Here is a 14681-nt window from a genome sequence, read left to right as displayed (position 1 = left end):
ATCAGCCTAAAATTTCTCGCAGTTTTTCTGCGACCACGGCCACGTGTGGCTCGCGCATGTGCGTTACGTGATCGCCCGGAACTTCGGCAACTTCGAGTCCATTCTCCGCTAGTCCCTGCCAGCCGAGATACGGATCGGACTCGTAAAAATTGTCCGACGGCTGCTGGGCGGCGCGCAGGAGATGAATCTTTCCCGGCCACGGTCGGGCCACATATTTTCGCCGGGCGACGCGGCAGGATTCGCGCAGATAGATGAAGCGCAGCTCGTTGGGACGCGGCAGTTTTTTGAAATGAAAAATGATGTCGAGCCAGACGATTTTCCGTTTCCACCAGTTTGCAATTCCCTCGCCCAGCAGCCCGAGAGAAAGCGGCTGATCTTCCTGAAACTCCGGCAAAAACGGACGCAACAACCACCGCGGCCAGAGCCGGATCGGCAGAAATTTCCTCAACCTCGGATACGTCCCGCCCCGAGCGTCGATTAGAATCAAACTCGCCGGGACGCGTCCCAGTGCGCGGAGTTGCTGGGCCATTTCCAGCGCCACGACCCCGCCAAAAGACGTGCCGCAGAGAACGAACGGACCCGCCGGACAGCGCTCACAAAGGTCCGCGACATAGCGGCGGGCCATGTCCTCGACCGTGCGCAGGTAAGGCTCGCGCCCGTCGAGACCCTGCGGCTGGAAGGCAAAAAACGGCTGCCCATTTCCCAAATGCGCGGCGAGAAAACGCAGCGCCAGCGCTTCGGTGCCCGCGCCCGGCACGCAGAAAATCGGCGGCCCGTTGCCCTCGAGTTGCAGTGGAATCAGGCGCAACTCCGACTTCGTCCAGCCTCCGCTGCGGAGATGGTTGGCGAGCCTTTGAATGGTGGGTGCCTTGAGCAAAATCGAGACCGGCAGGTGACGCCGCAGGCTGCGTTCGACTTCGGTAAAAATGGCCGCCGCCGCGAGAGAATCGCCGCCGAGATCAAAAAAATCGTCGTCCAGCCCGATGCGTTCGAGCCGGAGCGCCGCCTGCCAGATGCGCGTGAGCTGGACGATCAGCGGGTCGGTCGAATCCGGCGGCGCGAGAGTTTCCTGGCGGAGTCGTTCCGCGCCGATGCGGGCGAGTTGCACGCGGTCGAGCTTGCCATTGGCGAGGACGGGAAACGCGGGGAGCGTCCAGAATCGCCGGGGCATCAGATGCGGCGGAATGCGGCTGGCGAGATGCGACCGCAACTCGGCATCGGACGCCGCCGTTTCGCGCCAGACGAGAAATGCCGCCAGCAGCGGCTCGCCGGATTCGACTAACAATGGAATGCAACCCGCCTCACGCACAGCGGCGTGCGCCTGGAGCGCACCCTCGACGAGTGAGGGCGTGATCCACAAACCGTGCGATTTGAACTGCCCGTCGCGGCGTCCGAGATGATGAAACAGACCGTCGCTGTCTCGCTGGCCGAGGTCGCCGGTGCTGCGCCAGAGAGGCGTTTCCGCTGCGGAGCCCCAGCGTCGGGGCGGCGGAAAATCGCTGCGCACGAGAATTTCCCCGACCTCGCCGGGAGCCGCATCCTCGCCCGATTCGACTGCAACTCGCATGTGAAATCCCGTCAGAGCGCGTCCGATCGGGACGTTGCCCGTTGCGCTGGAAAACGTCTGCGGATCGAACGGGAAATGGCAGATGTTTCCATTTGCCTCGGTCGCCCCGAGTCCATTGATGACGAGACGGCAGCGCGGAAAATGACGTGTGACAAACGGCACATCGGAGGAAAAAAGCGGTTCGCCGCCAAATTTGATCGCGCGCACGGAGTCGAAAGATTTCTCCGCCGGCAGAGTGGCGGCGAACCGGCGGAAAAGACTCGGAACCAAATGGAGCACGCTGGGTTTTTGCGCATCCAGCCATTCCGCCAAACCCGCCGACGGACTGTGCGGCAGCACGCACGCGCCGTGGAGCAACGCGCCAAAAAGCCCGGAGACGGACGCCGCCGCCGAGGTGGGCGAGAGGAGCGAAAGCCGGTCGTCCGGCGTGAGCGCAAGCGACGCGGCGTGATTTCCCACCGTCTGCCAGGTGCCGCCGTGGGTGTAAACGTAGGGCGTCGGCTGACCCGTGGAGCCGGAGGTGTAAAAAATGGCGAGCGCGGTCGATTCGTCGGTCTCGGCAAAGGCAAAATCGGGCGGCAATTTTTGCGATTTCTCGAAGGATAGGAATGGAACTCCGAGCTTTTTCGCCAGTGGCAAATGGGCGGCGTCCGCGATCCATGCGCCGGGCTGGAGGTCGCTGAGTTGCAGCCGGCCCGGCGACGGCACGAGATAGCAGCGGCCCGTTCGCACCACGGCCACGATGGCGGCGATCAACTCGGGGCCGTGATCCATCAGCAGCGCGACCGGCTGGTCTTTCGGACAGTCGAGCAACGCCCCGGCTATGCGGGCGGAAACGTCGTTGAGTCGGGTGTAAGTCCAGTCTGCGATGGCGGCGCGGTCGGACTGTTCCAAGTGTTCGCGCAGGCGGCTGGACAAACGGCTCATCGATAAATCGCCTGCATCCGTGTGTAAAATTCCACGTTGGCCGGACCGTGTTCCGCCGGGCCGAGACCGGAGGTTTTCCAGCCGCCGAAAGGCAGATCGACATCCGCGTCGGCGGTGGAGCGGTTGAGTTTCAAAATGCCGCAACGGACGGTGCGCAGGAAGTCGTCGATGCGTCCCGTATCGCTCGTAAAACAGGCCGCCGCGAGTCCCTGGCGGACGCCGTTGCAGAGATCGAGGGCGTGCTCCCAAGTGGCCGCTTTTTGCACGACGAGAATGGGGCCGAAACTTTCTTCCTGCACAATTTCCAGAGACGGATCGGGCGCACAGACGATGACTGGATTCATCCATGCGCTGTCCTGCGGCTGCGTTTTCGGGAGGGAAAAAATATCACAACCAGCAGCGACGGCGCGTTGCAGCGAAGCCTCCAGCCGCTCACGCGAGCGGACCGAAATAAGCGGCCCGAGGCGTGAGCCGGGTTCCATTGGATTCAGCGGCGCGAAGGCGGGCAGGAGCGCTTTCAGGTGTTCGAGAAATTCCGGATAAATCGCTGCATCCACGATCACGCGCCGGTTCGCGGTGCAACGCTGCCCGGCGAAGGCAAACGCGCCATCGGCCACGGCGGCTGCGACGGGAGTTAGATCGCTATCGTGCCAGACGATGGCGGCGTTGTTTCCCCCGAGTTCGGCCTGGAGCGGGAGGCAGCGCCGGGCGCAGATAAGTTGCGCGGCGCGACCGGCTTCCGGCGAACCGGAGAGAGTGACCGCGTCCGCCCGAGACATGCATTCGCGGGCTGCGCGTTTGCCGCCGAGGACGACTTGCAGTGCCCCGGGAATCAGTTCAGCCAACAATTCCGCCGTGCGCGTGGCGATGCGGGAGCCGGGAATCGCAGGTTTCCAGACGACCACATTTCCATGGAGGAGTGCCGGGGCGAGCTTGCCGATGGGGATGGCGAGCGGGTTGTTAAAGGGGCTGATGAGGGCGACGACGCCGAGCGGCACGCGCCGCCAGCCGGTCGTGAGCGAGGTGTGAAAATGGTCGGTAGCACCCCGGCAAACGGTGAGCAGCAAATCGATGGAACGCTGCACTTCGCCGCGCGCCAGCGTGATGGGTTTTCCGATGTCTTCGACCAAAATGGTGGCGAGTTCCTCAGCGTGTTGGGCCAGTTTTTCTGCGAGCGAGAGGAGCACGGATTGACGCTGGGCGAGGGTGACGTTTTGCCATTGGGTAAACGCGGTTCTGGCGAGGGAAAATGTTTCCTGAATCCCGGGGATGTTTTCGTCGATTGGGCCGGACTCGATCTCGTCCGAGTCGAGGAAAAGTCCGGCGCGCCCGTCGAGGTAGTCTTCGCTGATCGTGCTGTGAATCGCGTCGTAGCCTCCGATTGCGTCGGCGGCGATCTCGACTTCGAAGCCTTTTTCGTAGGCGGCGAGGGCGGTCGAACGGATGCAGCCATGCGTGTGCACGCCGGCGAGGATGACTTTTTCGATGCCGTTTTCCCGGAGATACGACTCCAACTCGCCTGTGGAAAATCCGCTGAAAAACGTCTTGTGAATGACCATCTCGCCGTCCCTCGGCGTGAGCGAAATCGGAGTCGCATGGCCGTCTGTTCCAGCGACGCACGACCAAGTTTCATTCTTGCGCCAGTGCGGCATTCGGCGGTCGTCATCGCGCCACACCGTGGTCCAAATGTGAATGACCGTCCGCCCGCTTGCGCGCCAGTCGCATAGCAATCGAGCTGCGTTCGCCACGATGGCACCGGCGGGTGGAGTCAGGCCGTCGGCGCGCAGAAAATCATTCTGCAAATCGATCAAAAGCAGCGCCGTTTTCATGGAGCGGCCAGTCGTTCCACCACGCGCGCCGCAAACTCCGCCGTGCCCACGCAGCGCGTGCCCGCCTCCGGCAAATCCGCCGTGCGCCAGCCGTCGCGCCAAGCTGTTTGCACCGCCTGTTCGATCGCGTTCGACTCGCGTTGCAATCCAAAAGACATCCGCAGCAACATCGCCAGCGAGAGGATTTGCCCCACTGGATTCGCCACGTCGGTGCCGGTGAGATCGTAGGCCGCGCCGTGATTCGTCTGATAAACAGCGGCTCCAGTTTTCGAAAAACTCCCGCCGTAAGTCAGCCCGCGCGCGCCTGCGATCACGCCTCCGAGATCCGCCAGAATGTCTCCGAAGCAGTTCGGCGCGGCCACCACGTCGAATTTCCACGGCTCCTGCACCAGCTTGTAAACGGCGTAATCGATGTCGAGAAATTCGAGCGTCAGATTGCGTCCGGCAGCCACTTCCTCCGCGCAATCGCGCCAGAGCGAATGCAGCACGGGCAGCCCGGCGTCCTTGCAGACGACCGTGAGTTTTTTGCGCCGCCCCGAGGCTGCAGATGCCGCGACTTCGAGCACATTTCTCACCTGCTTTTCCGCCTGGCGAAACGTGTGCCGAATCTCGCGTCCATCGTCCGTGAGCGATTCCTCGGCCTCGCCCTGGTAGAGCCCGTGGAGGTTTTCGCGAACGACCAGAATATCGACCGGTTCAGGCGGACTTTTCAGGCGGCAGGCTCCGGCCAATTCGGGGTAGGAGTGAATCGGATTGAGCTTATGAAAGAGAGCGAATTCATGGCGCATTTCATAGACGAAACGCCCCCCGCCCGCACCGGCCAGGAGCGCCCCACCGTCGGCGAAAATGGAGCGCGCAAATTCCACCACATCGCCCGGCAAATAACCGAGCCCGCGCCGGGCGGATTCGCAGCCGATCTCGCCTCCGAAACGCACCTCAAACTTGCAGCCAGATAACGCCCCGACTCGATCCAGGATCAGCAGACTCGCGTCCAGCAGCGACGGGCCGACTCCCTCGCCGCGCAAAATTCCGATCAGGTGTTTCGAAAGCATCGGGCGCACCTTTCCACGACTCGTTTTTTAGCGCGAGCGGAATCAGCCCACCGGCACCGTGGTGCGGTTCATTGACGGCGGCGGCCCCGTGGCCGGACGGTTGACGTCATTGCGATCCAACCCGGGAAAAGCACGTCATGCCCTTCGATGTCGGCCCATATCATTTCGCCAAACAGGACGCGCAGCAGTGGGCCGCGTGGGGGTTTGATTACATGAAATACGATTGGGGCCCCGTCGATGTGGCGAACACCCGTGAAATGACCGATGCCCTTCGCGCCAGCGGACGCGACGTGGTTTACAGCCTGTCGAATAACGGCGCCGGAAAAATCTTCGGCATCATCGGCGAACTCGCGCCCCTCGCCAACGCCTGGCGCACGACGGGCGACATCAGCGATAGCTGGGGCAGCATGAGCGGTATCGGATTCAGCCAAGACAAGTGGGCACCCTGCCAGAAACCCGGTCACTACAACGACCCCGACATGCTCATCGTCGGCCACGTCGGCTGGGGTCATCCGCATCCGACCAAGCTCACCCCCGACGAGCAATACACCCACATCAGCCTGTGGTGCCTGCTCGGTGCGCCGCTCCTCATCGGCAGCGATCTGGCGCAACTCGACGAGTTTACGCTCAACCTCCTCACCAACGACGAGGTGCTTGAGATTGACCAGGACGAGCTCTGCAAACAAGGCACCGCCGTGTCGAGTGCCAATGACTTGGACGTTTACATGAAACCCCTCGTGGACGGCTCGGTCGCGGTCGGGATTTTCAATCGTTCGAACGTGGCTGAAACCGTCACCGCAAAGTGGTCCGACTTGAGGTTGAATGGCAAATGCCTCGTCCGCGATCTCTGGCAGCAGAAGGACCTCGGGACATTCGACCAGAAATTCGAGGCACCAGTTCCCGCGCACGGCGTCGTCCTGGTGCGGATCTTTCCGGCAAAATGAAAGCCGCTGCTCTCTTGCCCCGCCCGGGAAGGCAAACGCTGTAGCACGGGGAGCCTTTGACCGGCTGTACGGCGAACGGTTCTGCTCTCCAATTGTCACTCAGATCATGTCCTGATTCGAGTTCCATGCGTATCTACTGCAACCGCATGGAACTCGACCGCAAACTTGCCATTCTCGCCGACGCGGCGAAATACGACGCCTCCTGCGCCAGCTCCGGCACCGACAAACGCAACTCTCGCGCCGGCGGCCTCGGCTCCAGCACCGGCTCGGGGATTTGCCACAGTTACACGCCCGACGGACGCTGCGTTTCGCTGCTGAAAATCCTCCTCACCAACTACTGCATCTACGATTGCCTGTATTGCATCAACCGCACCTCCAGCAGCGTGCAGCGGGCGCGGTTCACCGTTGAGGAAGTCGTCCAGCTCACCATCGACTTCTATCGGCGCAACTACATCGAGGGCCTCTTCCTCAGCTCGGGCATCATCCGCAACGCCGACTACACCATGGAGCAAACCATTGCCGTCGCCCGCAAACTCCGCGTTGAGCACGGCTTCAAAGGTTACATCCACCTCAAAACCATCCCCGAAGCCTCACCCGAACTCATCGCCGAAGCCGGTAAATGGGCCGACCGCATCAGCATAAATATCGAACTCCCCACCGCCATCGACCTCGCGCAACTGGCCCCGGAAAAAAGCCTCGCCCGCACCGAGACTGCCATGGACGGCATCCGCGACAGCATTCTCGAAGCCAAAGCCGAGCGCAAAGACCACGCCGCGCGCGACGCCTCCCGCGTCCGCGCCGGTGCTCCCGCCAAACCCGCACCCTTCGCCCCTGCTGGCCAGAGCACCCAGATGATCGTCGGTGCCACGCCCACACCCGACAGGGATATCCTCGAACGCGCCAGCAGCCTTTACCTGAAGCAAAAACTCAAGCGCGTCTATTACTCCGCCTTCAGCCCCATCCCCGATTCCTCCTCGAAGCTCCCGCTCATCGCGCCACCGCTCATTCGCGAACACCGTCTCTACCAGGCCGACTGGCTCCTGCGCTTCTACGGCTACGAAGTTGGCGAACTCACCACCACCGCCGCGCCCGATCTCTCGCTCACCGAAGACCCCAAACTCAGTTGGGCCCTGCGCAATCGGGCCGCCTTTCCCATCGACATCAACCGCGCCGCGCGCGAACGCCTCCTCCGCATCCCCGGTCTCGGCGTGAAAAACGTGGACCGCATCCTGCAAATTCGCCGCTGGCACCGAGTCACCCTGGCCGACCTCACCCGCCTCCGCGTCCCGCTGAAAAAAGCACTCCCCTTCCTCATCGCCGCCGACCACCTCCCCAAACTCATCGGCGAAACCCTTGCCCCCGCAGAGTTGCCTGCAACTCAACTGGAACTTTTTGCCGGCTCCCCGTTTGGCTCGATCATCTAGCTAACAGAGACAGCTAATACTTCCTGTGTCCTAACTCGATCTTCGCAACAGGATGTCGAGCAGCGAGGGATTATCGTATTCCCCCACGTCCACCAGTTCCAGTTTGGAGAGGAGCAAGCCTAACCCAAGCCCGGAGACAAATCCCCCGATGTGCGCCCAGTAAGCGATATCCTCGGGTCCGCTCCAAAGAGAGAGAAATTGGAGAATGAACCAGCAAGTTAGCAAGAGCCAGCCCGGCACGTCCCACAAGCCAAACTTGAAGACAATGAAGTAGAAGGAATGCACCCGGTTGAGCGGATAAAGCGCCATGAAGACACCGAGTAATCCGCTGATCGCACCACTGGCTCCCAGCACAGGATGCCCATCGATCAGCAGATGAATTAAATCAGCCGCTCCGCCCAGTAGAAAAAAGAGAGCCAGATAGAGCGCCCAATTCATCACACCACAAAGGGCGTTACCAAAAACCCAGAGGAAGATCATGTTCCCGATGAGGTGGCCCCAACTTGCGTGCATTAGGGAACTAGTGATCAGTCCCAGCCAATTTTCGGAAGAGAAAATAAGCCAGGGCACAAGGTTCTCGGGTAGATAGTTTGTGTAGAAGCCCAGAAAAACGAGGATGCAAAGGCCGATCACCGCCAAATTGGCCCATGGGCTGCGTTGCGTGAGGGTGCGGACCTCATAGGGAATCACCAGAAACATAGGAGCCGAGCCAAACAGTTCCCGACCGATTCGTAAATGGTGGATAGGCGAAACCCCTCACGCCGCCAACCTCTCGGCTGGCTTCGGAATTACACCTTGGATGTCACGGTTGGCAATGACTCTGGGGGGAAGCCGCAGAATCAAGGCGTCTTGTTCTCGACTCCGGCGGCGCGCACGGCCTCGATTTCGCTCTCACTCAGCTCGGCGCGGAAGACGTTCACGTTGTCGATGCTGCCGCTAAATGGGCGGTCGCTCGGCATGGGGGGATTCACCTTGGGTTGCTGCGTATTGCCGATCATGCCCACGGTCCCGCCGCCGATATTGCCTTCGATGGGCATGTTCGCAAAGGCGCGCTGCAACGTGGCCGCGCCGTCCTTGGCTCCCTGATAGACCGTGGCGGTTTTCGTCTCCGAGTTCCAACTGATCGCGCCGAAGATCCATTCGCCTGTCGCCGACCACGGGCCGACCGGGCCTTTTTCCCCGATGCGCACCCAGCTGCCAAAGGGCTTGTCGGTCTTGCCGCCCAAGCGGGCCGTCCAGCCGGATTTGCCGTCCCAGATCATGTAAGCACCGCCAAAATTCAGCAGGGACGCGTTCTGCGCCAGGGCATCGTCGGCCTTGTACCAGAAGGTGAGAGTCATTTTATCCAGATCATCGAACATCATATCCTGCACGATGGCTCCCGGCTGCGGATCGGTGGATCCAATCGTTCCCTTGGCGACATAGGCGCGGTCGCCGGATTTGCCGGAAACGCCGGAACCTTCCGGTCCGAGCGCGGCGCCGTTTTCGAAGGCCACGCTGGATTCCTTGTTGAAGTCGAGGGTGACTTCCGGTTTCGTGCCAGCCAGTGCGGCGGCGGTCAAAACCAGGGTGGTGGAGAGTGCGAGGAGTTGTTTTTTCATGGGAGTTAGGTGGTTATGTGGGGTTGTTTACTTGGCGCCCAGCCAGAGAACGACGGTCGTTTTAGGCGGGAGTTTGAGTGGAATGGTGAGATCCACGTCCTTGGCGGTGACGAGATCGCGGGCTTTCTGGAGCCCGGCAGGCGACTTCAATTCAAATGTCTGATCTGCGGAACAATTCATCCCGATCAGATAATCGCCATAGCGGCAGGTGTAGAAATCGCCGCGCCCGGCATACGGACTTTCCTGTCCAGGCTGGAAGGGAATGCCGTCGGGAATTTTCGCGATGGGAACCTTCATTCCGGCGTACGCCGACTGCAGGTTGCCGGGATATTTCAGGCCGCCGTTGCCAAAGGCCATGTTCGTCCAGTTGGGCCAGGTAAATTCCAGTCCGCTCGGGGTGAATTGCGTCTCCTGCCGCACCACCGCGATGCGGTCGATCTGCGGCGTGAGAAAGTGAACGCGGGCCAGATGGTTGATGCCGTAGCGGGCGCGCCAGTAGAGCGAGGCGTAGAGAATTTCCTGTCCGCGTTTCAGCGCCAGCACGCCGTCGTCCTCATCGGAGAAAACGAAATCGGGCTGGTCCCAGCTCATGGGCAGCCGTTGCGCGCTCGGCGGCTGGGCCTTGATCAACTCGTATTCGTCTGGTGTTTCCAGACGGCCAATCGTCGTCCGCAAAGGCTGTGCTCCGTCTTCCATCGCCTCGACCTCGGAGGCGAAAAACTGGTTGTCGGCGATCATTTGCTGCGCGTAACCGACCAGTTTTGGATCGAGCGTAATCGCCGCCGCCTGCAAAGCCGAGGCGTCGCGCGTGGCCCGCTGTCCGTAGGCCATGACGCCGGGATAATGCGAATCGCGCCAGCCGACGACCTGCTCCAGACGCATCGCGCGATGGCCCTCGGCGTCGAGCGACGGATGTCGGAAATAGGAGCGTGCCAGGGCGATCCGCACGAGCTGGGCCTTGATTTTTTCATCGCCAGGCTGGCCGGGTGCGGGCCTCGTCGCATTGTAAATATCCGAGACGAGATCGATCACCTCGCCGTAGGTGCCGACGTAGCCGAGTTCCTTGGTCAGGCCCTTGGCGGTGAGTTGCCTATAATTCGGGCCGACATTCCACATGTGACCGCCCGGATCGCTGTCGCGCCACGGTTCGAGGGCAACGGATTCGTATAAATAACGCCGCACTTCGGGCTCCGGAAGCGCCTTCGCCGGATCGAGAACGGCCAGACCGCGATTCGGAAAATAGATGCCATTCAAGTCGTTCAGCATCGTCTGGTTGGTGTACTGGCGGCGGTTCAGCCGGTGCCAGTCGCGGCAGGCGAGGAGCATCTCGGTGAAGGCTGCGCGCCGGGAGATTTGAGTTCCATTGCCATCATCGAGCATTTCATCGAGACGCGGCTGCAACTGCTCCGAGCGCAGCGCGATCACCTGACCCGATGGCCCGAGGCCAAACCAATCCGGGTTCCATGTCGATGGCTCGGCCTGGGCGAGCTTGGGGTTTTTGCGATACGCGGCGAAGAGGTTATCGAGGGATTTGACGATCTGCTCGATGACCGCTGGATTCTGAAAAGCGTGCGTCCACGGCACGTCGTAGGCTTTGGCGAGGAGCCCCATTTGCATCTGACTCAGCGGATTTTTGGCGGTGAGCCGGGCATCGACCTCGTGATTCACGCGATCTTTCATGGCAGTCAGCGTTTCCTCTCCAGGCGTCTGGCGAACCGGTGCTGCGGCTGGCGCGCTGCCTTGTTTTTCGTTCGCCGGCGGCACGAGACAGGCGTCGTTGTGCGTGTAAACCCGGTAAATGCCGCGCGTCGGCTGAGTCATCGGCTTCTGATATTGCTCCCAGGTCGAGCCGTAACCCCAGATGCGCCCGTTGCTGCGGATTTCAAAGGTGAGTTCCGTTTTTCCCTGGGTCAATTCGAGCGGAAGCGGGCAGGTGTTGTAATAGAACCGGCCGAGGTAGCCGGGCTCCACTGAGCCGTAGTCGAGCTGCTCGACCTCGCCGAGATGCCGCCAGCCGATTTGTTTGCCGTCGGCATAGAGCACGAGCCGGTTTTCGGTGACTTCATCGCCGGAGAAACGAATGGAGAAATAATTCTGCCGCGCCGGATCGACCTTCATCTTGAAGGACAATTTTCCGCCCTCCCAAGTCGGCGGCGCGAGCGGCAGCAACCTGCGAACCGGGTCGCCGAGCAGGCCCTTCGCGATATCACTGGAGCTCGAATCGAGCCCATGCGCCTTCTCGGAAGCCGCATCGCCCAGCGTCATGGAGTCGGTCAGATTAGTGGTCGTCTTTTTTGGCGAGCAGGACCCGGTGAAGAGCAGGCCGGCGAGCGCCAGCCAGTGGAGGAAACGGGGGAGGGGCATGAGTTAATTTTCCAAAAGGACAAGTGGACGCGGGGGCGACTTCTACATTTCCCGCCAAGCTAACGCCCTTCCCGATGGCGAGGTCACGGGCTTTCTTGGTGCCAACGGGGGAATTATTAAGTCACACGGTTAAGTTTCGTGCAGTCGGCGCACTACGCCCAATTCATACCCGTGGCGGCAGAGTCGAGCCGTCCACCCACATGCCTTCCACTAGGATCTGCCGAAAAATCGGCGGCACACCCCGTGCGTGATCGTTAAGTTGGGACATTATCAGGAGAAAGCTGACCCGGCCGATTTCCAGAGGATTTTGATCGATCCCGGCATCCGCATTGCCATCGAGGATGCTTTCCGCAGCCAGGCCGATGTCATCCGGCACACGGTAACCGGCCTTTTCCAGCATGGCTCGCATCTCGGACACATCCGTCAATATGGCGTCGGGCCGGGTTTCCTTGAGCCACGCGGACAGGGCGGTTTGCCAGGCTTCCGGCGGCAGGTTCTCCATGCAGAGCGGGCGCAGTCGCGATTCCTCCGGCCATTCTGCCTGGGCGCGTAAATAACCGGCTTGGAAGAGCATCCCTCGTTTGAGACTTTCCACTGCGACAAACCCCACCCGGTTATAGCCGAGCGAGCGCATTTTTTCTGCCGCAATCATCGTATTCGCCACCTGGTCGCTCGTCACCACAAGGGCGCGCGGGGTATTCGTCGAGCGCCCCAGCCGCACCAGGGTAAAATAACTCCACGGAAATTCATTCCACTCCGGCACCACCTGTTGTGGGGGGATGAGCAGTCCGCGCACCCCGCGTGTCAACAAGGCTTTTTGAGTCCGCTCCAACTCCGCTGGGTTGCTGCAAAAGTATTCCTCCAGATGGTAGCCAAACTTGGCGGCTGCCTCCGACGCGCCTCGCCAATAAAGATCAAACTCCCGGTAACTGCGCAACTTGTTTGGGTCCGGCCAGCCATTCATCCAACCCACCTCTTCATGGGTAATCTTCGCCGTCTTGCCCGTCCGATAATGAGCGAGCGCCGTCAGCAGCGGATCCGGCCGATACCCCATCGCCACAGCCTCCTCTTGGATCTTAGTCCGCAACGCAGTCGAGATGCGCGGATGATCCCGCAAGGCCATGGACACGGTGGCATGACTCACCCCGAGCTTTTTGGCAATATCCCTCAGACTGATACGTGGGGCATCGGATGGAACAGGCATGAAAGGGGGGAAAGATTTCCTAAACGTAATCAGGGAACGATCACCAGACAAATCGGCATTCCTGCCGCAGTTCGAGTTTCAGCATTCCCTCTGGTTTGTTGGATAGAGGAATGCGTGGAAGGCGAGATTGCGCGGGTCGATTTTTATTGAACTTGGATGATCCGACTATTACTTGCGCAAGGGAGTTACCAGTGTAAATGCTTTTTCCTAGTGAGTGTTCTTGTAAACCCATCTGAGATGCGGCAATCTCCACAGGTTCTCCGTTTCGTAAGACGCGAAACATTCCTTATCCTTCTATGAAAACTCCTCCTATGAAAAAATCTTCCTATACCAAGCTCGCTATCGCCGTTACCGCCGCTCTGTCCTTCGGACCCTCCGCCCAGGCGGCTCCTGCGACTTGGAATGCCTCGCCGACCATTGGTAACTGGGAAGCCGCTGGGGCCGAAGATAACTGGAGCACAGGTCCCGGGACTTTTCCGGGGGCGCTCAGCTCGATTACAGACTCGGACACCGCCACTTTTCTAACCAGCAGCGGCACGACCATCGCAATCAACGCCACGGCGAGCAACGCTACCAGCTTGGGGATTGGCAGCATCACCTTCGGTGTCGTTGCGTCCGCTTCTGCTTTCACGATTGGAACTACAGGCGGCAACTCGCTTTTGCTTGGGAACGGTGGGCAGATTGGCATCAGCAGCGGCAGAACGGTGACTGGTGCTACGGAAACCGTGAATGCGCCGCTGGTGCTGGAGCCGGCTTCGGCCACGACGGCGGGCGCTTATACTTTCAGCAATGCCTCCGGTTTGGCGGGTGATATCCTGAAGATCGGCGGCACGGTCACCGGCGGAACTACCACCCAGGGCATTACTCTCACCTTGACGGGGTCCAGCACGACCGCGAACGAAATCAGCGGCATCATCAGCAACGGCGGCGCGGCCTTGGGTGTCGCCGTCACCAAGGCGAGCAGCGGCACATGGAGCCTCTCCGGCACAAACTCCTACACCGGCGTCACGACCATCGCCGGCGGAGTCCTGCTGGCCAACAGCGCAAACGCGTTGAACACCACAGCCTTGGGGGGCAACGTGACCTTCACCGGTGGCACGCTCCGATATGGCAGCACCTTCGCAGGCGGCGCAAATGCCGACATCTCCAGCCGCATCAAGAACAGCACCAGCGCGATCTCGATTGACACGAATGGGTTCAACGCCACCTTTGCGTCTGCTTTGGATAGCAGCAACACCGGCGGCTTAACCAAGTCCGGCACCGGCACGCTCACCCTCTCGGTAGCCAACAGCTACACCGGCAACACGACGATCAGCAATAATGGCACGCTTGCCGCCGGGAATGACGCGGCCTTCGGGACCGGGACAGTGGTGTTCTTAGGCGGCTCGCCGAACGCGTCCACGGTGGCGAGCTCCGCCAACGTCACCCTGGCGAACAACTTCACCGCCTCAGGCGCCTTCGCCACCTTCAACGCGTCGGGTGGCACCATGACCATCAATGGAAACTTTACAGGTACTCAGCAAGTGAACCTGACTCCGACCAACAAGATCACCTTTGCCGGGACGAACAGTCTTGTGTCGGGATTCGGCGGCCAAGGCCTGAATATCGGCGCCGGAGCTGGCGGCGTGGACTTCACCGGATCGACGACGGTCAGCGGCGCATCGACGGCCGCAGGTGCTGGCTACCTTCTCATCTCCGGCACGGCTGTGTCGGTGAAAACCGGCGGCACGCTGACCATCAACGGCACCACCAACGCGAGCAAAGCCAGC

At 60.8% G+C, this 14681-nt stretch carries 10 protein-coding genes; 3 read left to right on the top strand and 7 right to left on the bottom strand.

The features are described from left to right. Position 1: 1 nt before the first annotated feature. Genes ABIT76_00265 through ABIT76_00255 form a run of 3 tightly spaced genes read right to left on the bottom strand, consistent with a single transcriptional unit; the run spans position 2 to position 5375 of the window. The gene (locus ABIT76_00265; GenBank protein MEO7931567.1) at positions 2-2494 is read right to left on the bottom strand and encodes an AMP-binding protein; all 2493 of its coding nucleotides are present in this window, start codon (positions 2492-2494) and stop codon (positions 2-4) included. Further along, the gene (locus tag ABIT76_00260) at positions 2491-4323 is read right to left on the bottom strand and encodes an aldehyde dehydrogenase family protein (GenBank protein MEO7931566.1); all 1833 of its coding nucleotides are present in this window, start codon (positions 4321-4323) and stop codon (positions 2491-2493) included. Before ABIT76_00260 ends, ABIT76_00265 begins: the two co-directional genes overlap by 4 nt. Continuing rightward, the gene (locus ABIT76_00255) at positions 4320-5375 is read right to left on the bottom strand and encodes an isocitrate/isopropylmalate family dehydrogenase (GenBank protein MEO7931565.1); all 1056 of its coding nucleotides are present in this window, start codon (positions 5373-5375) and stop codon (positions 4320-4322) included. Before ABIT76_00255 ends, ABIT76_00260 begins: the two co-directional genes overlap by 4 nt. Positions 5376-5512: 137 nt before the next feature. Here ABIT76_00255 and ABIT76_00250 point away from each other — a divergent pair, with 137 nt between their 5' ends. After that, positions 5513-6319, top strand: a complete 807-nt coding sequence (locus ABIT76_00250) for a glycoside hydrolase family 27 protein (protein MEO7931564.1) — start codon at positions 5513-5515, stop codon at positions 6317-6319. A 146-nt stretch (positions 6320-6465) separates the two neighbouring features. Continuing rightward, on the top strand, positions 6466-7743 hold the full coding sequence (locus ABIT76_00245) for a putative DNA modification/repair radical SAM protein (protein MEO7931563.1): 1278 nt from the start codon (positions 6466-6468) through the stop codon (positions 7741-7743). Positions 7744-7773: 30 nt separating this feature from the next. Here ABIT76_00245 and ABIT76_00240 read toward each other — a convergent pair whose 3' ends face one another. The 4 genes from ABIT76_00240 to ABIT76_00225 all read right to left on the bottom strand — a co-directional run bounded on the left by ABIT76_00240 (position 7774) and on the right by ABIT76_00225 (position 12912). Further along, complete coding sequence (locus tag ABIT76_00240) at positions 7774-8442, bottom strand: rhomboid family intramembrane serine protease (protein MEO7931562.1); 669 nt, start codon at positions 8440-8442, stop codon at positions 7774-7776. Positions 8443-8582: 140 nt separating this feature from the next. Continuing rightward, on the bottom strand, positions 8583-9344 hold the full coding sequence (locus tag ABIT76_00235; protein ID MEO7931561.1) for a LamG-like jellyroll fold domain-containing protein: 762 nt from the start codon (positions 9342-9344) through the stop codon (positions 8583-8585). 27 nt (positions 9345-9371) lie between these two features. Further along, the gene (locus ABIT76_00230) at positions 9372-11708 is read right to left on the bottom strand and encodes a hypothetical protein (GenBank protein ID MEO7931560.1); all 2337 of its coding nucleotides are present in this window, start codon (positions 11706-11708) and stop codon (positions 9372-9374) included. Between the two features lie 163 nt (positions 11709-11871). Beyond that, a complete protein-coding gene (locus ABIT76_00225; protein MEO7931559.1) occupies positions 11872-12912 on the bottom strand; it encodes a LacI family DNA-binding transcriptional regulator in 1041 nt (346 codons plus the stop codon). A 311-nt stretch (positions 12913-13223) separates the two neighbouring features. Between ABIT76_00225 and ABIT76_00220 the strand changes: the two genes are divergently transcribed. Beyond that, the coding region (locus tag ABIT76_00220) for an autotransporter-associated beta strand repeat-containing protein (protein MEO7931558.1) at positions 13224-14681 on the top strand (1458 nt) is incomplete at its 3' end.

The sequence above is a fragment of the Chthoniobacterales bacterium genome (genome assembly GCA_039930045.1).
Taxonomy (GTDB): Bacteria; Verrucomicrobiota; Verrucomicrobiia; order Chthoniobacterales; family DASVRZ01; genus DASVRZ01.
Note: the sequence above shows the minus strand (reverse complement) of the source record. Positions and strands in the feature narration are given on the sequence as shown.